The following is an 18,790-nucleotide window of genomic DNA, read 5'->3' on the forward strand; positions in this document are numbered from 1 at the left end:
AAAATAATGCCTTAAGGTAATGCTATTCAATAAAAAAACACAAATTGTCTGAAAATTATTACGAATGAGATGATTTGCTAGTCTTCGCCATGCAATTCTTTATACGCTTTAGTACGAATTTGTTCTTTACGCTTTTCTATTTCTGTACTTACACGAGTTTCGTGAATGCCATCTGCTACTTCAACTTCAAATTCTCTTTCTTTATCTGATAAATGGACCTGTGAAATTTCTATGTTTTCAACAGAATGATCGTAAGGACCTCTGCTACTCATCAGTTTTACAAAAACTGGCAAACATTCGAAGAAAATAAATAGAAGTCCAATAAAAGTGACGGCTAAAGAAGTGTTTAAATCTCGAGTTCCATCTACATTAAAACTCAACTGCCCTAATGCCCAATTGCGATCTGCAAAACCTGCAATATTGCTTAAACTGTCGAGCTGTTTTGTGGTATATAGTTTTTCGTTCATTAAGCCGTCAAACTGTTTTCTGCCATCCACAAATTTCTCTAATTGACGAACGTCACTGGCTAACGTATCTAAATTTTGTTCACGCTGTTTTAGCTCAGCTTCTTTTCTTTTTGCATAAGGCCCATAACCCATAATGCCAGAGGTTTCCGTTGTTTTATTCCCGAAAATCTCGAAATTCAATTTCTGTCTATCTGCCTTGATACCTGCTGCTAATGAATCACGTTGTGCTTTTGCATCATTTAATTTACCAATTTCAATAGTGTATTTTTTATCAAAAGCCTTGTTTAACGTATCAATTTTAGAGCGCTGGCCATTCAAATAACTTACGTTTAAACGTTCTTTAATTTCTTTATCGAAAATTTTAAGCTCAAGCGGACGGGAAATTACAATCCCGATCATAATTGCTAAAAGAATACGAGGTGTTGCCTGCCAAACTTGCTTGCTTGTAGTTGCGTTTTTATTAATGCTGGATACAATATATCTATCCATATTAAAAATAGCTAAACCCCAAATTATACCAAAAATTATGGCAAATAACCAAGCGAAATCTCCGCCTTTAAATACAAAATACATGGCATATCCACCAGAAAGTGCGGCAAACAATCCGGTAAAAAAGATAGTTGCACCAATACCAATGTATTTATTATGTTCTGTAGGATGTTTTTCTAAAGTGGAAAGGTGTGTGCCAGAGCAAAACCAAAAGAAACGAGAGATGCTATTCATAATAAAAGCAAAATTAACCAAGATTTATTATTAAACGCTTTTAAGAGCAAGTTGTTACAGTAAATCAAGGAATAAAATAAACGATATTTCTTTGAGTTCTTTAGCCATAACATATTTCAATGTAGGCAGATGATTTTTTAGTCAATTAAATTACTACGTGGCAATGGGTAGTTAAAAATACCAAGAAGACGGTATTTATGTAATGTGTTGACATTCTGATATTTATTTAAAATTAAACATCATGAAAAAACTATTACTAACAGCGGCATTTGCATTATCATTGTGCTTTGCTGCAAACGCCCAAGAAGAGGTGATCGACAACAATCCTGCTGAAGTAACGGATTCAAAAGCATTATCGCTAGATGAATTAAAAGCTCAACGTGCAGCTTTAGTTGCATTAGCAACATCTGAAGAGTTTTTAGCGAAACTCGCTAAAGCAGATAAATTAGAAGCGCCAAAAGAAACGGGAATTGGCGGGTTAGATGCTTTGACCTCAATGGCATCAAAACTGCTTGGTCAAATGAAAACTACTCGAGGTTCTATTCCTCAGTTTTATGCAAGTATTACAGGTCAAACGATGGATGGGTCTCCTGCAGGTACAGTTACGCCAATACAGCCCGATCAATTAATTGCATTATCTAAAATGTTTGTAACTATGGGAGTTGATTTGGTGAAATCTTCAAAAGAATTAATAACCATGCCAGGCGAAATTAAAAGTGCAGGTGTAATGAAAGCAATGAAGGCGTTAAAATCTATGGCTTATATCAAAAATGCTTTTGTGGCTTTAAAGCAAGAAATTTCTTTTAATGCTAAAATGACGCAAAACTTAATTGCCACAAATAAGGCGATGAATGGAGATAAATCAAAATAACATTTAGTAATATTACACACGCTCAAAGAATTTAAATCCCGGTTTTAAACTGGGATTTTTACTTTTAAACGATTTTGTTGAGGTTGCCTGTAAAACTGGTTTTTGTATATTTCCTCTATAAAGGTATATTTTCAATGGTCGAGGAGAGAACGATAAATTGCCTTTTATATATATCAACTAATTATATTGCATATAAAAGGCAATTTATCTAAGTTTGAAAAAAATATAAAATCATGAAAGAAATTTCGGTACAAGAATTAAAACAGAAAATAGATAACAAAGAAGATTTTCAACTAATTGATGTTAGAGAAACTTTCGAATATGAAACTTCTAATCTTGATGGATTAAACATCCCTTTGGGCGGAATTTTAATTGAAACAGATAAAATTGCTACCGATAAACCTGTAATTGTACAATGCCGTAGTGGTAAAAGAAGTGCCGCAGCAATTATGCAATTAGAGCAATTACACGGTTTCGATAATTTATACAATTTAAAAGGTGGAATTTTAGCTTGGCAAGAAGCTTTTGATCCAAATATGCCAGTATACTAATGCGTAAAAAGATTTTCTTAAACGTACTTTTTAATTTAGGAATTATCCTCTCCATTTTTGGAATGGGATGGTCATTTAATAATAATAGCCCATTGGTTGTTGCATTTTTTGCAGCAACTTTTGTGGCATTTATTTATGTTAAAATCCAGTTGCTTAAAACACTTAAAGATTTTAAGAAGTAGATTTATTTATGTCAATAGTGCATAGACAAATAGACTAACTAAACAAATCTTCTTTTATTCCTGTCAATCCCAAACCTGGTAAATCGTTTAAAATGTAACGCCCGTCTTTCATTTCTGGTGCGTCAAAAGGATTGTTTTTAGTTAACCAAGGTCCATCTAAATCAGACCAGTCGCAAAGCGGAGCAAGGGCTGCCCCAGCTAACGTAGCAATAGAAGTTTCGCTCATGCAACCAATCAAAATTTTCATGCCAAAGCTTCTAGCTTTTAAAATCATTTGATGCGCTTCGTACATCCCCGCAGTTTTCATTAGTTTGATATTAATGCCATGATAAGCCCCTTTTAATCCTTCCAAATCAGCTAACCGTTGCACCGCTTCATCAGCCAAAATTGGTATCGGACTACGTTGTGTAAGCCAAGCATTTCCTTCTAAATTGTTTTTATCCATTGGTTGTTCAATTAATAAAACACCTTGATCGTGTAACCAATAACACATGTCAATTGCTTGTTTTTTGTCACTCCAACCTTGATTTGCATCAACATATAAAGGCAAATCACTCACACTTCTAATGGTTTGTATCAACTCCTTATCGTTATCTCTGCCTAACTTTATTTTTAACACTTTAAAACCTTTGGCATCGGCAACTTTTTCTTTTAAAACTTCGGGGGTGTCAATTCCTAAAGTATAAGAAGTAACAGGCATTTTTGTTTTATCAGCGCCATAAATTGTAGCGCAAGGCTGATTTAAAATCTTACCATTTATATCATTCAAAGCAATATCTATTGCTGCTTTTACTGCCGGATTTCCCAGAGCAATACTATCCAAATAGGGATGAATTTCTGCAAAATCAAACGGGTGTTTAAATCTAGTCCAGTCTACTTTCGCAATAAATTCCGCAGCACTTGCCTGACTTTCGCCCATGTATGGAACCATGCTTGCTTCGCCATACCCAATAAAACCCTCATAATTGAGCTTTAAAAGTAATAATGGTGTACTCGTTCTAGTAAATTTAGAAATCGAAAAGGGATGTTTTAATTCTAATTCAAACTGCTTGCAACTTATTTTCATTTGATATCGTCTAGTTAATAAAAGGTATTCGTGCCAACAGTATATTTGTTAACGCTAACACAAACGCCATGAAAACTATTTCAAGATTACGGTATTTTCTTTATTTATCCATACTAATTGTTGGATGTACCACTGGAAAAAATGCTTTGCAAAAAGGAAATTACGATGCATCAGTTTCTAAAGCAGTAGATCGTTTAAAAAATTCACCAAAAAATGCAGAAGCAACACAAGTTTTACCTGCTGCTTATGAATTGGCGCTAAAAGATCATTTAAGAAAAATTGACGAAGCCAAATTTTCTTCGAACGTTTTAAAATGGGAAACTATAGTAAGCCATTATCAACAAATCAATCAGCTAAGTGATGAGATTAACAGTTCGCCTGCGGCACAAAGTTTAGTGCCAAATCCTCCAAAATATATTGCTGAAGTTGAGGATAGTAAATACAAAGCGGCAGAAGCTCGTTATGCTTTGGGCATAGATCAATTAAATGAAAACAATCGAGTTAGTGCTAAAAATGCCTATTTCAATTTCGAAAAAGCAAACTATTTCTACCCTAATTATAAAGATGTTCAGCATAAAATGGATGATGCCTATTGGGCTGCGGTTTTAAAAGTTGTTGTACAGCCTGTTATGGTTCAGAGTAATTATTATAAATTGAGTAACCAATATTTTCAGCAACTGGTAAATGCATTTATGAGCAATTACCAAAAAAATAGATTTGTGATTTTTTATTCTGAACAACAAGCAAATGCTCAGAAAATAACTCCAAATCAAGTGTTGAGATTGAACTTTGATGATTTTGTAGTTGGTCAGACCTATGTTAAAGAAAGGGTTGAAAAACTTAAAAGAGATAGTGTTGTAATTGGAGAAACTAGAGCCAATGGTAAAGTTTATGGAACTGTAAAAGCAACGTTGAGTATTTTCGATAAAAAAGTTTCATCATCTGGTTTGTTAGCAATGACTATTTACGATTATCAAACTAACAAAATTATTAAGCAACAACGTTTGCCAGGAACTTACATTTGGCAAGATAGCTGGGCAAGTTACAAAGGCGATGAAAGAGCTTTAACTGCACAACAGTTAAGCATGACTAAAAGAAGAGAAATATTGCCACCTGCTCCAGATGCATTGTTTGTAGAATTTACCAAACCAATTTATGCACAACTGGTAGACGAGATTAGCTATTTTTATAATAAATATTAGTTGAGTTACGAGTTGCGGGTTACGAGTTGTGAGGCAATATGTCTAAAAAACTTAGGTCTGTAACCCGCAACTCACAACCCATAACCTAATAAAGTCTTTTGACTTGCTATTGATTTATTGTATCAATTTATTAGCTTAATATTTGTCATAATGCTTGGGGCCTTTAGCATTAATAAGTACGGGAGTAAGAAATACCTGTTTTCTATTTGTGCCTTTTATTTTATTAGCCGTTAATGAAATTTGCTTCCAATTATTTACAATTTGTTCCCCATTATTAAAACTAAGAAAATAATCATCTCCTCTAGATATCATTACCATTAACACTAATATTTCATTTTTATGTTCAACAAAGTCAGTTTTATTCTTTTTTAATTCACGGCTTATTTTAGGGAGATCAAAAAGCTGAATCAAATCTTCATTTTTCTCATCTGAGAAAAGTACAGAGTCAATAACTCCTTTTTCATTTACCGCCATGTTTATAGTAAAAAAGAGAGCCTTTTCATAGAATTTTCCCGAAAAGAAAAATCGATTATCTACATTAATCACTTTATGAAGTGTTTTGTAAACGCCATCATTTTGAGCAAGTGCTAAATTTGCTATTCCAAGTAATAAGGTAAAAATTAGTATGGGTTTTATTTGCTTCATCTTTTATTTTGAAAAACATTTATTAATTACATCGGCTTCCTGCGGTACCATGTTTAGTATAACTATATTCGATGTTGAGATAATCTATCTGCGAGTCGTCGGGCCGCAAATCCCACATCACAGTATCATGTAAACCATTCCATGCTAATGCACTGGCATTTACAGCTGACAGGTTTGGGAATCTGGCCATTAATACATTTTTTAACATATTAGTATAAGAGCTAGCCATGGCGGCATGATGAACCCCATTAAACAGGCCGCCTAGTTTATGAAAATATGCGTGTAAAATTTCATGATAAATTACTGCAGTCTTATATTCTTGTGAGGCGCCAGCCAAAACACGTGTGTTCAAATATAGTGTTCCTAAAAGATAATCTTCTCCATTAATTATTTTAGGAACAAGGCCTGGCATTTCGCCTGCAGCATCTTCATCGCCAAAATCCTCATCTTTAAATGTGATGATAAGATGGTCGTCACCTAAAAGAAAGTCATGCATCAATGTTTGAAATTGACTTTTCACCTCTGAATTCAATAGAGAAACTACAAGAGCTCTTAAACAAGAATCCGTAATATTATTTACAGTATCAATTGGAGTTGGAACTATTTCATCTAAAATACATTCTCCAGTTGCAAAAATTAAAACACCCAAACAAGGTTCAGGGTCTTCTGGGCTTGGGCCGCCTCCGCCATCACCGGTACCATTACCTGGAGGACAGGGGGTTTCGACATATTGTACATTATAGACCACAACCGGATCACAGTAATAGGGAAATTCAGATTCGGGTGATGTGTAGTAACAATCTTGGTACCAATCCCAACTTACATTATAGCACTTTTGGTCAGGGCTCCCTCCTCCAACATCTACCACCATTACTTTTCCGCCACCTGTTTTTGTAGTGTTCGAAGATGTAATTTTGCCTGTTGTGCTTTTAAGCATATCGTATTTTTTAACAGGTTTGCCATTTACTATTCGTAATACAAATAATGCCTTGCCATCCCAATCTTTGTAATGTAAATAACCAACAAAATCATGGTCCAGTTTATCAATTCTATTATGGTTTATGTTGTTTTTATGTTTGGTTAGATAAGCCTCGTCTGGTATAAAACTAATAATTCGCTGATTTATTTTACCCTTTTTATCTTTATAGATAATTAACCTATCAAAGCTAGCGTCAATGATCTTTTGATTTGGAGTGGGAATTACATTTGGATTTTGATTAATGCCAAAAGTATGCGTAATCTTATGTGTGTAAGTTAACGGTAGTTCTACATAATCGTAATATGGCGTAACGCCCGCCTTAGATTCTTCCCAGTGTGGCTTTTTTTCGTTGGTTAACCTTGTGTTTTTTACGCTAATGCTTTTGTCTGCACTTGCTGTTAGATTAAGCTTGTAGTTCTGGTTTATTTGAAGGTTGTTTTCATAATAATCCTTTGCCCACTGAACACTCTGTTCGTTTCCATCAAAAAAATGCTTAATATCTTTTTTGCAGGAGTAGATTAGCATTATACTGATGAAGGCAATAGATAGAATAAATGGAGAGGTTAATTTTTTCATAGTATTTTCGGTTAACTAAATATATGAGTATTTTTTTGAAAGCTAAAGTATTAACATCAAATAAGTTATGGTTAGATGCTTATCTCATGCCAAAAAAAAGTCTTTTGACTTGCTATTGATTTATCGTATCAATTTATTAGCTAATATTGCAGCAATGAATATTGCCTTATACAATCCTTTCAAAAACTTCGATTTTAAGAACGATAAATGCTTTTTAAGTGGTGATAGTTTTTCATCGCCTTTGGCAACTATTGATGTTTTGCCTGATTGGCTTTTGAGCATGGCAAACTTAACTGGCGAAGAAAAAATCCAATTACTGGATGAAACTATTCGTACTTATAAAAGCCTGGTAGTTCCTTGTAATAGTACGGTTTACGATCAGTTTGTTTCTCCTTTGGAAGATAAAATTGCACTAGCTTTTGGAAAAGGATATGAAGGTGTTTCGGCTTTGCCGGAGATAGATTTATTTAATTGGATTGGTAAATTGATGTACAGCTTCTTGTATATCGAAATGCAAGGCGCTATTCGTTTGCAACAGTTAAGCGGCGATGGAATTAATATGTCGCAAGGATTAATGCACAAATTTGGCAACTTACACACCATGCTGCAAAGCATTTATAGAGAAGTAGTTTTAGAAGACTTTACGCCTTGGTCTATCGTGGTTGTGCAGCTAGAAAATGCAGATACAGCATTCAGTTTTAGAGACGAAATTAATACTTTAACCTTCTCTTTAAAATTTAAGGATTTTGGAATTATCGCCTGTTTGCAAGATAACGGAACGAACAAAAGATACCATCAAGAAATTATTGATTCTATAAAAGACAAAAAACTTTCAGAACAACAGTTTGAAGAACTTGCCGCTAGATTTTTCTATTCGGCCTATTTATTTAATCGCTTGCCAGAATATACAATCATGCCTGTTGAAGATGTAATTTATATTGATGCTATGCCATTAAAAGGAACACAAAACAAGGCGCTTTTTGATGTTTGGACCAACAAAACTTATGGACAGGTTTTAGAAAACTTCTGGAAACCTTGGGGACATACGTTGTTTGAAATTATTAAAGATCCAACAGCGCCAATGAGTTATTTTGAGCAACCCTTTTTACCCATTTCCAGTTAGCTTCTCGATAAAATAAGGGATAATTCCAGGCACAAAAATCACAGTAAAAATCAAACCTGTTAAAGCGCCAAAAAAGTGTGCGTCATGCCCAATATTGTCTTTTGCATTTTTAGACATATACCACGAATAAGCCAAATACAGTATAGCAAATAAAATAGCTGGCATTGGTATAAACATTACGCCAATTAAACTCATTGGATCAAACATTATGTAGCTAAATAGCACTGCACTAATTGCCCCCGAAGCACCTAAACTGTTATACCAAAAATGATCTTTATGCTTGATAACGGTTGGAATATCGCTCAAGATTAAACTTAAGAAATAAAGCAAGCCAAATTGCCAATGCCCAATCATCATTTCTAATCTAAAAGCAAAGAAATAGAACGTAAACATATTGAAAAACAAGTGCATCCAATCGGCATGAATTAAACCACTTGTAATGAAAGTATATAGTTTTTTTCCTTTGCTAACCGTATATGGATGCAGCATAAATTTACCATACAATTGATGATCATTAAAAGCATAAATACTTGTAATTAATGTAAAAACAAATATAATTGAAGCTACAGGCGTATCGTTTAGATAGTTCATAGTATTATTTCAGGTTTAACTTGATGTCTTGTTTTAATCTCCCAATGGGATAACGCATGTACGTTTTTTCGTAATAATCGGAGTTTTTATACACAAAATCTAATTGAGCTCTACCATTTTTTGCAAAATCAGGATTTTTTGCTTTCTCTGCCTCTAATTTTTGCTTAAGTTCTGGATATTTTTTTAATAAATCTGCTGCGGTATCTTCAAAAACATAAGAAGAATATCCTTCTTTTTGACCTAGAACAGAATCGAAGAAATTCCAATTGAAAAATGAATCAATTGCTTGTGGTTCTAAGGTTTCAACAATATATCTGTTATTGGGTTGATTTACATAAACGATATAATCGCCAGCATAAAATTGCACCTTTTGATTTACAGGATTCAATACCACTGCCGAATGCTGGTAATGCCCTTCGTAAGGTCTAGTTGAGGTTTTCATATCAGCAATGTAATACATCTCTAAATCTAGTTTTGCATCTGCTGTCAATTGCTGCATGTTAACATTATTCAATTTAAGCAGTTCAATTACCTTGCTCCAAGCTTTGGGAATAACATAAGCAATTGGTTTGGCCACAGTTAAGCTAGGTTCAAACTTATCCCAATATTTTATTTTTTTAGTGTAAGGTTCGTTTCTATCGTAATATAACCGATCTACGCCACTAATTTCACTTGGTTTGTATTTCGCTGCATAACCTTTAAATTCAATGCTGTCGTAAACCGAGCGATTCAATTTCCAGTCTAATGGGAAATCTTTTTGTTGTGCAGTAAATTCATCCGCTTTGCGTTTATTTTCACCAATAATTTTCGCATCTCGGACAATAATATCTACATAGGTTTGCAACAATTTATAGGTTGATTCTACACGTTTATCAAACGATTTCAGCATGTGAGTTTCAGGCATAAAGCCGATAGAATTGTGCAAAGCCGCATAACCAGTAGAATAACGCGGCGATTCGATGTAACCTGTAATCCCAGCATCTGGAGTTTCATTTATAGAGTTTACATAAGGAATCAACTCATAGTTTTTGCCTTTCATTTGGCTATATAAATCGGGCACCATTGTTTTAGTTAAGTACGCCGATAAAATAGGATTCAACTTATCTTTTTGAGTAGGAATAAGCGTCATCGTATACTGATAATCAGCACCGTTGCTGGTGTGCGTATCTACAAAAATCTCTGGTTGCCACGTATTGAATATTTGCTGAAACGCTTGTGAATTTTTCGAATCTGTTTTAATAAAATCTCTATTCAAATCGTAATTCTTACTATTTCCTCTAAATCCATAAGCAACTGGGCCGTTTTGGTTGGCACGAGATGTACCACTGCGGTTGTGACTGCCGTCAATATTATATACAGGAATAATGCAAATCACTACATCTTCGGGCAATTTATTGGCTTTTAATAAATCTCTTGCGAACATCATGCTGGCATCAATTCCTTCAGGTTCACCAGGATGAATGCCGTTGTTAATTAAAAAAATTCTTTTGTTATTCTTTCTTAAAGCGATGGGATCAAATACACCTTTTTTCGATAAAACCAATAGATGCAAAGGTTTTCCAAAATCAGTGCTTCCGTATGTAAATAATTTCGATTGTTGAGGAAATGCTTTCGCTAAATCCTGATAAAAAGAAATCGCTGCTTCATAAGTAGTTGTTTCTTTTTTATTACTAAGCTCAAAAGGAGTCTGTTGGGCAAAAGTTTCCATATTTATAAAAATCAGCAGGAGTAAAAATAATCTCTTCATAAAATGAATGGCTAAATTAAAACTCTAAATTACTTTTTTATTTGAGAGCTAACTGTAACATTCTTTTCTCTTTGAATGGATTTTGAAAAATATGTGGTTTTCGCTAAAATCTTTATCGCTTATAGGTTCAATATGTTAATTTTGAAGTATGATTTATTCAAATGCAACACACAAACTTGAAGATAGATTTTTCAATTACGTAAAAATAGATACTCAATCAGATCCAACTTCTAAAACCACTCCGTCAACCCTAAAACAAAAGAATTTAGCAAAAGTATTAGTTGCCGAATTGTTAGAAATAGGTATTCAGGATGCGCACATGGATGATTTTGGTTATGTGTATGCAACAATTCCAAGCACTACGCAAAAGCATGTTCCTGTAATTTGTTTTTGCTCTCACATGGATACTTCACCAGATTGTAGCGGCGAAAGTGTAAAACCAATTATTCATAAAAATTACCAAGGTGAAGATTTGATTTTGCCAGATGACAATTCCATCATTTTAAAATTGGCAGAACATAAGGATTTAAAAGATCAACTTGGAAACGATATTATAACTGCAAGTGGCACCACACTTTTAGGCGCAGATAATAAAGCTGGGTTAGCAGAAATTATGGAAGCGTCAGCTTTTTTAATCCAAAACCCAAGCATTAAACATGGTACTATAAAAATTTTATTTACGCCTGATGAAGAAATTGGAAGAGGTGTAGATAAAGCAGATTTGAAGAAATTAGGTGCAGATTTTGCCTACACAGTTGATGGAGAAACATTGGGATCTATTGAAGATGAAACTTTCTCTGCAGATGGTGTGAAGCTAATTATAAATGGTGTAAGCGCTCATCCTGGTTTTGCAAAAGGTAAAATGGAAAGTGCAATTAAAGCATTGGCTGATATTTTATCGGCTTTGCCTAAAGATAAATTAACACCAGAGGCGACAAGTGGAAAAGAAGGATTTATTCATCCTGTAAGTTTTGCTGGCCATGCCGAGCAAGCAGAAGCTCAATTTATTATTAGAGATTTTGATGATGAATTGCTGAAATCTCATGAAGTTTTTTTAGAGAATTTAGTTAAAGAAGTATTGAAATCCTATCCTAATTCAACGTACGAATTTGAAGTTTCTGAACAATATCGAAACATGAAAAAAGTATTAGATAAATATCCTCAGCTAATTGAAAACGGGATAGAAGCGATTAAAAGAGCAGGTTTAACACCAAAAAAGCAAAGTATTAGAGGTGGAACAGATGGTTCGCGTTTATCTTTTATGGGTTTACCTTGTCCGAATATTTTTGCAGGCGAACATGCTTTTCATGGTAAGCAAGAATGGGTTTCAGTTCAGGATATGGAAAAAGCGGTACAAACAATTATAAATATTGCCTGTATTTGGGAAGAAAGAGCGTAAACTCTGAATGCGTATCCCTGAATTTATTTCAGGGTCTTTCTATTTACGGATGATGAAATGAATTCAGAATGACGATGTTGATTTAACCAATTAAAGTTAATCGAGCTAAGTATTGATCTTCTCCATCGTCAAAAACAATCTCGCTTTCCCAACCATTTTCGTTCGCAGTGCGGATTAAAGTTTCTTGATCTAAATACAACCAATTAAACCAATTCCCTTTTTGCTTTTTATATTCGTAGCAGTAACTAACTTCTCCGTAATATTTGCTTTCTGGCTTAGGAAGTTCTGTATATAAATAAGCAATATCCGAACTATCAAAAAGTAATTGCCCATCTGGGTTAATTAACGTTTTTGCTTTCTCCAAAAAATCGATAAATCCAGCTATTGTTCCAGTTAAACCAATACCATTCATTAAAAGCAAGAGTGTGTCGTATTTTTCTATGGAAGTAAAAACATCCTGTACAATGGCTTTTTTAATACCGCGTTGCTGCATCAATTTTACAGCATCAATAGATATGTCAATGGCGGTTACATCGGCACCTGCTTCTTGTAAAAACAATGCATGACTGCCTACACCTGCGCCGACATCTAAAACTTTGCCATAACATAGGGTTAAAGCTTTATGTTCTAAATCTGGCATTTCCTCAAATTCTCTAAAGAAGATGTCAACTGGCATCTCTTCAGGCTCATCGTAAGAATTGTGCAGCCATAAAATCTCAGCTTTGCCCTTTTTGTAATAGTCTGTTAAAGCATTTCCAAAAACATCCATGCTTCAAAGATAGTTTATTGGTAAGCTTTATGCCTAAATTTAAGCGTTAACTTTCGCTAAATTATCTTTAACTAAATTGCCTACAGCATTAAGTTTGTCTTTAGAACTATCTAAAAGATCGCAAAACCAATCGCTAACTTTTCCTTTTAATTCGTCGTTTTTATCAGCAGCAATTACTAAGGCAACTACAGCACCAATAGCGGCACCAGCCAATAAACCAGTTAATATTTTTGTTTGCTTTGTCATAATTCAAGTTTTAATAAATTTCTAACAATCTCAAAACGGATTTGTTCTTTAGATTTGCATTTTTAATCTTTATTTAGCTAATATGCTCCAAAAATTATCTTACTTTAATTTAATAGCAGCAATACTTTATGGGCTGATTTATTTAAAGAGTGGAACACTTAATTCTACCGCTGGAATTTTTGTAGTTATAGTTTTTAGTTGGTTATGTTTAAGAAGTTATCAGCTTGATAACTACCAATGGAAAATTTGGCATTACTTAACAGGATTATGGTGCCTGTACTTTATTGGATCAATAATTTATGGTGCAATATATATAATCAGCCCAGCTATTGAATACGACTTTATGAGCAGTGATACAGCCACTTATCTAACCATTAGTTTTATCTTTTGTATTTCAGTAATAGCCCATTTAATAATATACTTTATAAAAAACTATAGGGAATTGAAGGCATAATTTTTTAAATTTGAGTAAGACCAAAAACTTAAAAAACAAAAAAATGAAAAGATTAACCATTGCTTCGTATTTTGTGTTGTTATTTGCGGTAGCATGTAACAGTGAAAAAAAAGACACTACATCAGATAGTGCAAAGGTAGATACAGCTGCAGCTGCAACCACTCAGGTAGATACGGCTGCTATGAATAAGGCATGGGCAGCATACATGACACCAGGAGATGCTCATAAAATGATGGCAGCAGCCGATGGAAAATGGAATGCAGAAATTACCATGTATTATTCACCGGACCAACCACCTAGTGTAAACAAAGCCGTTTGTGAAAATAAAATGATTTTAGGAGGACGCTATCAACAATCCGCCTATAAAGGATCTTTTGAGGGCATGCCTTTTGAAGGGATAAGTACATTAGCTTATGATAATTCGAAGAAAATTTATGTAAGTACTTGGGTAGATAATATGGGAACTGGTATAATGTATTTAGAAGGAACATTTGACGCCGCAACAAAGACCATGAATATGAAAGGTAAAGCAACAGATGTGGTTTCTGGTAAAGATATTACGATTAGAGAAACCATGAAATTTATTGATGATAATACTCAACAAATGGAAATGTTCGATACAAAAGACGGCAAAGAAGTTAAAACAATGTCAATTAACTTGAAAAGAGCAAAGTAATTTATTCTAGTAAAGGATAAATTGAAGGCCCAAGCATACTGCTTGGGCTTTTTTATACAAACTTAATTTAGTAGGGTAGTTCATATACTGACCGGTATGCATGCTACAGATTAAAACGAAACTACAGGCATGTTTTATTTTGCCAGTTAGAACAACAAATCTAAGTCCATTTCTCCTATATTCCTCCTAGTATGCTCCTACATTTCTCCTGCTAAATGCGGTTTTAGAAGAACAAACCTAGGGTAATCCTCGAACAACACTAGAACAACACAAGTTTTATACTGACATTTCCGGACATTCACAGACATTTTCGGACATTCAAATCGCCGAAATTTAATTTTAAAGCCACCCTTGAAAAAACATTTAACTATGGGAGGCTTTCTTCGCCATATCACATTTTGCCAACACTTTTATGCTGTGTATAAACTCGTTTTTTTAATAGTGTTATCAGCAAAAACTTGTCAGTTTACCTCATTTGACTAAAAACCTTCAAATTTTTCGCCTCAACCCTTTGGTAATTAAAGTATTCTCCCTATCTTTGCAGTCCCTAAAAAACAGGGATAATAAATATTTTTTAACAAATTAAATAAAAGCAAGTGAATACGTTAAGTTACAAAACTGTCTCTGCCAATGCCAAAACTGTTAATAAACAGTGGGTTGTAGTTGATGCACAAGGAGAGATTTTGGGGCGCTTGTCTTCTAAAATCGCAATGATTATTAGAGGAAAAAACAAGCCAGAGTTTACCCCAAACGTAGACTGCGGTGATAACGTTATCGTTATTAATGCAGACAAGGTAAAACTGACAGGAAACAAATTAAGCGATAAGCAATATGTTTCTTATACTGGTTATCCAGGTGGTCAGAAATTTATTTCTCCTAAAGAATTAATGGCAAAACACCCTACTCGCGTAGTTGAGAAGGCTGTTCGTGGTATGTTACCAAAAACAAAATTGGGCAAAAAATTGTACACCAATCTTTTTGTTTACGCTGGTTCGGAGCATCCGCACTCGGCACAAGCACCAAAAACCATTACACTTTAATTAAAAGAGAAAAGAAATGTCAGTTACAAACACTTCAGGTAGAAGAAAAACTGCAGTTGCCCGTATCTATTTAAAAGAAGGCAGCGGCATCATTACCGTTAACGGTAAAGACCACAAAGAATATTTCCCAACCTTACCATTACAATATATCGTAAACCAATCGTTCGAAGTTTCTGAACTAACTGGTAAATATGATGTAACCGTAAATGTAAACGGTGGTGGAGTTACAGGACAAGCACAGGCTGTTCGTTTAGCTATCGCTAAAGCTATTGTTGAATTAGATGCTGAGAAAAAACCAGCATTACGCGCTAAAGGGTTAATGACCCGTGATATGCGTATGGTTGAACGTAAAAAACCAGGACGTAAAAAAGCACGTAAGAAATTCCAATTCAGTAAACGTTAATCTTAAAGGAGACAAACACAATGGCAAGAACTACATATCAAGACTTATTGGATGCAGGTGTACACTTTGGTCACCTTACCCGCAAATGGAATCCGAAAATGGCACCATATATTTTTATGGAACGCAACGGGATTCACATTATAGATTTAAATAAAACTTTAACTAAAACTGAAGAAGCTGCAGCAGCGATTAAACAAATCGTAAAATCAGGTCGTAAGATCTTATTCGTAGCTACGAAGAAACAAGCTAAAGAAATCGTTGCTGAACAAGCAAGAAAAGTAAACATGCCTTTCGTAACCGAGCGTTGGTTAGGTGGTATGTTAACCAACTTCGCTACAGTACGCAAGTCAATTAAAAAGATGGTTACCATCGATAAAATGACTAAAGACGGTACTTATTCTATCCTTTCTAAAAAAGAACGTTTGATGATTCAACGTGAGCGTATCAAATTAGAAAGTTTATTAGGCGGTATTGCAGATTTAAACCGTTTACCAGCTGCGATTTTCTTAATCGACGTTAAAAAAGAGCATATTGCTGTAGCAGAAGCGATGAAATTAAACATCCCTACTTTTGCAATGGTTGATACGAACTCTGATCCATCTAACATCGATTTCCCAATTCCAGCGAATGATGATGCAACTAAATCAATTTTATTGATTACTGATGTAATTATCAAAGCTATCGAAGAAGGTTTAGATGAGCGCAAACGCGAAAAAGATGATGAAGCTGAAAAAGAAGCTGTAGCTGTTAAGGCTGCTGCTGATGCTCCAGAAACTAAAGAGCCTAGAGCTGCTGGCGAGAAAAGACCAACTAAAAAAGAAACTGCTGAAGCACAAGCATCAACAGAAGATACTACAGAAGCTTAAATTAAGTTGTGGGTTGAGAGTTACGAGTTGCGGGTTTGCCCATAACCTTGTAACCTTCAACCCATAATATTTTATAAAAAAAATAAAAATCATACAAAATGTCTACAGTACAAATTACTGCCGCAGATGTAAATAAATTACGCCAACAAACCGGAGCCGGTATGATGGATTGCAAAAAAGCATTAGTAGAAGCCAATGGCGATTTCGAAGCTGCTGTTGATTTATTACGTAAAAAAGGTCAAAAAGTATCTGCCGCTCGTTCTGGTAATGCTACTTCTGAAGGTCAAGTATTAATCAATATTTCAGCAGATGGAACAAATGGTAAATTAGTTGCTTTAGCTTGTGAAACTGAGCCAGTTTCTAAAGTTGAAGATTTCCGTAATCTTGCTCAGGCTGTTTTAGCTGCAGCAGTTGCGAACAATCCTGCTTCTGCCGAAGAATTAGCAGCAATTACATTAGAAGATGGACGTACAGTTGCAGAAACTATCACTGAGTTAACTGGTAAAATAGGTGAGAAAATCGTTATTCAAGAGTACGCAAATGTATCTGGCGAAAAAATCGTTTCTTATATCCACTCTAATGGTAAAATGGGAGTTTTAGTAGTATTCGAAGGCGCTAATGGCACAGATATTACTGAAGCTGGTAAAGATGTTGCAATGCAAATTGCTGCAATGAACCCAGTTGCTGTTGATAAAGACGGTGTTGATCCAGCTACTATCGAGCGTGAAATCGAAATTGCTAAGGATGTAATTCGTCAAGAAGGTAAACCAGAAGAAATGGTAGAAAAAATTGCTGCTGGTAAATTGAACAAATTCTACAAAGACAGTACTTTATTAAACCAAGAGTTTGTAAAAGACGGTTCTATGGATGTTCGTAAATTTTTAGACAATACAGTTAAAGGTTTAACTGTAAAAGCTTTCAAAAGAGTACAATTAGGTTCTTAAATCAAGAATATTTTATAAAAAAGGGTCGGTTAATTTAACCGACCCTTTTTTTATTTCCTTTTTGCAGTATAACTGCCTACTTCTTTGCCAAGATCATCTAACATGCTAACCTTTATTTCATTAGCATTGGCAGTAATTTTTGTTAATGTTCTGGTTCCATCTCTTGGCCCACCCCCAATTATTAAGGGGTATTTATTTAGTTCTTCATTTGGTTGATGCACCTTATAGGTATGCGTATGCCCACTTAAAACCAAATCTACTTTTCCTTGATTAATAAAGGCTCAAATAATTCGGTGCAATGCTTAGGCCCATGTGCATCTCCTGAAAAACGTGGTGGAATATGCATTAATACAATTCGAAATGGAGCTTTTTTAAATGCCTTAGAGTTGATTTCATTTTTAAACCATTCTGCTTGTTCAATTCTGTATTGATCAAAATCAACTATGCCAGCGTAAACAGGATGCGCATCTTCCTTATCTTCCCCGGTATCTAAAACCACAAAGCGCACAGGGCCTACACTAAATGCATCGTAGCCTACATGTTTAAAATACTGAGGAAATTCTCTGGCAAATTTTCCTCTAGTTTCATGGTTTCCTCTTACGTATATAAATGGTGTTTTCTTTGCAAATGAATCAACACAAGGTTTTAGCATGTGATCAATAATTTGCTGCTCATCTGTCTGATAATCAAAAATATCTCCATTAAAAAAGATAAAATCATTCTTCTTTTCTTTATCTAAATCCAATAACAAAGGAATAGATTTTGGTCGATCATGAATATCGTTTAACATTAAAAATGAAACATCTTTTTTAGCTATATCAGTATTGATAAAACTTTCGGTTTCAGTATTTATCGTATTTCCGTAAGTAAGTTTATACGGTTGGAAATCTTTAATTTCTTTAGAATAAATCCGATAATAATAGGTTTTCCCTGGCATTAAGCCTTTAAGTGTAACACAGTTTAATTTGCTATTTGCGGCTTTTAAACCTAATTCAGCTTTGCCATATGCTTTTTGATTTAGCTTATCAGGAGAATCTCCAAACTCTACCCAGCCAGCAGCAACTTTGTTTGTCAGCCATAAGATACTCATCTCATTACCAAAATTAGTTTGTAAATATGGTCCAACGGAAATAGTAAATTCATCCGCTTTTTCTGGTAAACTAGCTATTGTTTGTAATGGATTGATAAACGCCGTAGCGCCAAGAGCTAAAGTTGTTTTAAGAAAATTTCTTCTTTTTGAGGTCTGTATTTTATCCATATCTGAAGGTTT

At 34.4% G+C, this 18,790-nt stretch carries 21 protein-coding genes; 11 read left to right on the top strand and 10 right to left on the bottom strand.

The window, feature by feature from the left end; translation table 11 throughout:
- Positions 1 to 77: 77 nt before the first annotated feature.
- A complete protein-coding gene (locus WC622_RS01645; protein WP_372816644.1) occupies positions 78 to 1,190 on the bottom strand; it encodes a DUF4407 domain-containing protein in 1,113 nt (370 codons plus the stop codon).
- A gap of 241 nt (positions 1,191 to 1,431) precedes the next feature.
- Between WC622_RS01645 and WC622_RS01650 the strand changes: the two genes are divergently transcribed.
- The 3 genes from WC622_RS01650 (at position 1,432) to WC622_RS01660 (ending at position 2,794) form a co-directional block, all read left to right on the top strand.
- Positions 1,432 to 2,061, top strand: coding sequence for a hypothetical protein (locus WC622_RS01650; protein WP_372816646.1), 630 nt, complete (start codon positions 1,432 to 1,434; stop codon positions 2,059 to 2,061).
- Positions 2,062 to 2,294: 233 nt separating this feature from the next.
- Positions 2,295 to 2,612 carry a rhodanese-like domain-containing protein gene (locus WC622_RS01655; protein ID WP_173271020.1) on the top strand — a complete coding sequence of 106 codons (318 nt, stop codon included), beginning with the start codon at positions 2,295 to 2,297 and terminating at the stop codon, positions 2,610 to 2,612.
- Positions 2,612 to 2,794, top strand: coding sequence for a DUF6358 family protein (locus WC622_RS01660; protein WP_372816648.1), 183 nt, complete (start codon positions 2,612 to 2,614; stop codon positions 2,792 to 2,794). The genes WC622_RS01655 and WC622_RS01660 overlap by 1 nt, the downstream gene beginning before the upstream one ends.
- A gap of 34 nt (positions 2,795 to 2,828) precedes the next feature.
- On the opposite strand, the gene WC622_RS01665 is transcribed toward WC622_RS01660, so the two are convergent.
- Positions 2,829 to 3,860 (bottom strand): dipeptide epimerase, encoded by a 1,032-nt coding sequence (locus WC622_RS01665; protein ID WP_372816650.1) that lies wholly within the window; start codon positions 3,858 to 3,860, stop codon positions 2,829 to 2,831.
- Between the two features lie 68 nt (positions 3,861 to 3,928).
- On the opposite strand from WC622_RS01665, the gene WC622_RS01670 reads away from it, so the two are divergent.
- Entirely contained in the window at positions 3,929 to 5,062 is a 1,134-nt protein-coding gene (locus tag WC622_RS01670) for a hypothetical protein (protein WP_372816652.1), read from the top strand.
- 135 nt (positions 5,063 to 5,197) lie between these two features.
- Here the strand turns inward: WC622_RS01670 and WC622_RS01675 are convergent, their stop codons facing one another.
- Together WC622_RS01675 and WC622_RS01680 are read right to left on the bottom strand one after the other, a co-directional pair.
- On the bottom strand, positions 5,198 to 5,707 hold the full coding sequence (locus WC622_RS01675) for a hypothetical protein (RefSeq protein WP_372816654.1): 510 nt from the start codon (positions 5,705 to 5,707) through the stop codon (positions 5,198 to 5,200).
- A gap of 22 nt (positions 5,708 to 5,729) precedes the next feature.
- Positions 5,730 to 7,262, bottom strand: coding sequence for a hypothetical protein (locus WC622_RS01680; RefSeq protein ID WP_372816656.1), 1,533 nt, complete (start codon positions 7,260 to 7,262; stop codon positions 5,730 to 5,732).
- A gap of 67 nt (positions 7,263 to 7,329) precedes the next feature.
- On the opposite strand from WC622_RS01680, the gene WC622_RS01685 reads away from it, so the two are divergent.
- Positions 7,330 to 8,385, top strand: a complete 1,056-nt coding sequence (locus tag WC622_RS01685; RefSeq protein ID WP_372816658.1) for a hypothetical protein — start codon at positions 7,330 to 7,332, stop codon at positions 8,383 to 8,385.
- Here the strand turns inward: WC622_RS01685 and WC622_RS01690 are convergent.
- On the bottom strand, positions 8,368 to 8,976 hold the full coding sequence (locus WC622_RS01690) for a rhomboid family intramembrane serine protease (RefSeq protein ID WP_372816660.1): 609 nt from the start codon (positions 8,974 to 8,976) through the stop codon (positions 8,368 to 8,370). The genes WC622_RS01685 and WC622_RS01690 overlap by 18 nt on opposite strands.
- Positions 8,977 to 8,980: 4 nt before the next feature.
- A complete protein-coding gene (locus tag WC622_RS01695) occupies positions 8,981 to 10,723 on the bottom strand; it encodes a M14 family metallopeptidase (protein WP_372816662.1) in 1,743 nt (580 codons plus the stop codon).
- 148 nt (positions 10,724 to 10,871) lie between these two features.
- On the opposite strand from WC622_RS01695, the gene pepT reads away from it, so the two are divergent.
- Complete coding sequence (gene pepT, locus WC622_RS01700; protein ID WP_372816664.1) at positions 10,872 to 12,122, top strand: peptidase T; 1,251 nt, start codon at positions 10,872 to 10,874, stop codon at positions 12,120 to 12,122.
- 82 nt (positions 12,123 to 12,204) lie between these two features.
- Here the strand turns inward: pepT and WC622_RS01705 are convergent, their stop codons facing one another.
- A complete protein-coding gene (locus WC622_RS01705; protein WP_372816666.1) occupies positions 12,205 to 12,891 on the bottom strand; it encodes a class I SAM-dependent methyltransferase in 687 nt (228 codons plus the stop codon).
- 39 nt (positions 12,892 to 12,930) lie between these two features.
- The gene (locus WC622_RS01710) at positions 12,931 to 13,137 is read right to left on the bottom strand and encodes a YtxH domain-containing protein (protein WP_372816668.1); all 207 of its coding nucleotides are present in this window, start codon (positions 13,135 to 13,137) and stop codon (positions 12,931 to 12,933) included.
- 497 nt (positions 13,138 to 13,634) lie between these two features.
- Between WC622_RS01710 and WC622_RS01715 the strand changes: the two genes are divergently transcribed.
- From WC622_RS01715 to tsf, 5 genes are all read left to right on the top strand, one after another.
- Positions 13,635 to 14,267: a DUF1579 domain-containing protein gene (locus WC622_RS01715; protein WP_372816670.1), complete on the top strand. Its 633-nt coding sequence runs from the start codon at positions 13,635 to 13,637 to the stop codon at positions 14,265 to 14,267.
- 596 nt (positions 14,268 to 14,863) lie between these two features.
- Positions 14,864 to 15,307, top strand: a complete 444-nt coding sequence (rplM, locus tag WC622_RS01720) for a 50S ribosomal protein L13 (protein WP_372816672.1) — start codon at positions 14,864 to 14,866, stop codon at positions 15,305 to 15,307.
- Between the two features lie 16 nt (positions 15,308 to 15,323).
- Complete coding sequence (rpsI, locus tag WC622_RS01725; RefSeq protein WP_372816673.1) at positions 15,324 to 15,710, top strand: 30S ribosomal protein S9; 387 nt, start codon at positions 15,324 to 15,326, stop codon at positions 15,708 to 15,710.
- 20 nt (positions 15,711 to 15,730) lie between these two features.
- Positions 15,731 to 16,576, top strand: a complete 846-nt coding sequence (gene rpsB / locus WC622_RS01730) for a 30S ribosomal protein S2 (RefSeq protein ID WP_372816675.1) — start codon at positions 15,731 to 15,733, stop codon at positions 16,574 to 16,576.
- A 98-nt stretch (positions 16,577 to 16,674) separates the two neighbouring features.
- Positions 16,675 to 17,520, top strand: a complete 846-nt coding sequence (tsf, locus tag WC622_RS01735; protein ID WP_372816677.1) for a translation elongation factor Ts — start codon at positions 16,675 to 16,677, stop codon at positions 17,518 to 17,520.
- A gap of 50 nt (positions 17,521 to 17,570) precedes the next feature.
- Here the strand turns inward: tsf and WC622_RS01740 are convergent, their stop codons facing one another.
- Both WC622_RS01740 and WC622_RS01745 read right to left on the bottom strand, forming a co-directional pair.
- A complete protein-coding gene (locus WC622_RS01740) occupies positions 17,571 to 17,774 on the bottom strand; it encodes a hypothetical protein (protein WP_372816679.1) in 204 nt (67 codons plus the stop codon).
- A 2-nt stretch (positions 17,775 to 17,776) separates the two neighbouring features.
- The gene (locus tag WC622_RS01745; RefSeq protein ID WP_372816681.1) at positions 17,777 to 18,778 is read right to left on the bottom strand and encodes a metallophosphoesterase; all 1,002 of its coding nucleotides are present in this window, start codon (positions 18,776 to 18,778) and stop codon (positions 17,777 to 17,779) included.
- Between the last annotated feature and the right edge of the window lie 12 nt (positions 18,779 to 18,790).

This window comes from Pedobacter sp. (assembly GCF_041662865.1).
Classification (GTDB): Bacteria; Bacteroidota; Bacteroidia; order Sphingobacteriales; family Sphingobacteriaceae; genus Pedobacter.

Bases quoted from the DNA above. Each gene is read 5' to 3' on its own strand.
- WC622_RS01645 (WP_372816644.1), bottom strand. From the start codon at position 1,190: ATGAATAGCATCTCTCGTTTCTTTTGGTTTTGCTCTGGCACACACCTT.
- WC622_RS01650 (WP_372816646.1), top strand. From the start codon at position 1,432: ATGAAAAAACTATTACTAACAGCGGCATTTGCATTATCATTGTGCTTT.
- WC622_RS01655 (WP_173271020.1), top strand. From the start codon at position 2,295: ATGAAAGAAATTTCGGTACAAGAATTAAAACAGAAAATAGATAACAAA.
- WC622_RS01660 (WP_372816648.1), top strand. From the start codon at position 2,612: ATGCGTAAAAAGATTTTCTTAAACGTACTTTTTAATTTAGGAATTATC.
- WC622_RS01665 (WP_372816650.1), bottom strand. From the start codon at position 3,860: ATGAAAATAAGTTGCAAGCAGTTTGAATTAGAATTAAAACATCCCTTT.
- WC622_RS01670 (WP_372816652.1), top strand. From the start codon at position 3,929: ATGAAAACTATTTCAAGATTACGGTATTTTCTTTATTTATCCATACTA.
- WC622_RS01675 (WP_372816654.1), bottom strand. From the start codon at position 5,707: ATGAAGCAAATAAAACCCATACTAATTTTTACCTTATTACTTGGAATA.
- WC622_RS01680 (WP_372816656.1), bottom strand. From the start codon at position 7,262: ATGAAAAAATTAACCTCTCCATTTATTCTATCTATTGCCTTCATCAGT.
- WC622_RS01685 (WP_372816658.1), top strand. From the start codon at position 7,330: ATGGTTAGATGCTTATCTCATGCCAAAAAAAAGTCTTTTGACTTGCTA.
- WC622_RS01690 (WP_372816660.1), bottom strand. From the start codon at position 8,976: ATGAACTATCTAAACGATACGCCTGTAGCTTCAATTATATTTGTTTTT.
- WC622_RS01695 (WP_372816662.1), bottom strand. From the start codon at position 10,723: ATGAAGAGATTATTTTTACTCCTGCTGATTTTTATAAATATGGAAACT.
- pepT (WP_372816664.1), top strand. From the start codon at position 10,872: ATGATTTATTCAAATGCAACACACAAACTTGAAGATAGATTTTTCAAT.
- WC622_RS01705 (WP_372816666.1), bottom strand. From the start codon at position 12,891: ATGGATGTTTTTGGAAATGCTTTAACAGACTATTACAAAAAGGGCAAA.
- WC622_RS01710 (WP_372816668.1), bottom strand. From the start codon at position 13,137: ATGACAAAGCAAACAAAAATATTAACTGGTTTATTGGCTGGTGCCGCT.
- WC622_RS01715 (WP_372816670.1), top strand. From the start codon at position 13,635: ATGAAAAGATTAACCATTGCTTCGTATTTTGTGTTGTTATTTGCGGTA.
- rpsI (WP_372816673.1), top strand. From the start codon at position 15,324: ATGTCAGTTACAAACACTTCAGGTAGAAGAAAAACTGCAGTTGCCCGT.
- rpsB (WP_372816675.1), top strand. From the start codon at position 15,731: ATGGCAAGAACTACATATCAAGACTTATTGGATGCAGGTGTACACTTT.
- tsf (WP_372816677.1), top strand. From the start codon at position 16,675: ATGTCTACAGTACAAATTACTGCCGCAGATGTAAATAAATTACGCCAA.
- WC622_RS01745 (WP_372816681.1), bottom strand. From the start codon at position 18,778: ATGGATAAAATACAGACCTCAAAAAGAAGAAATTTTCTTAAAACAACT.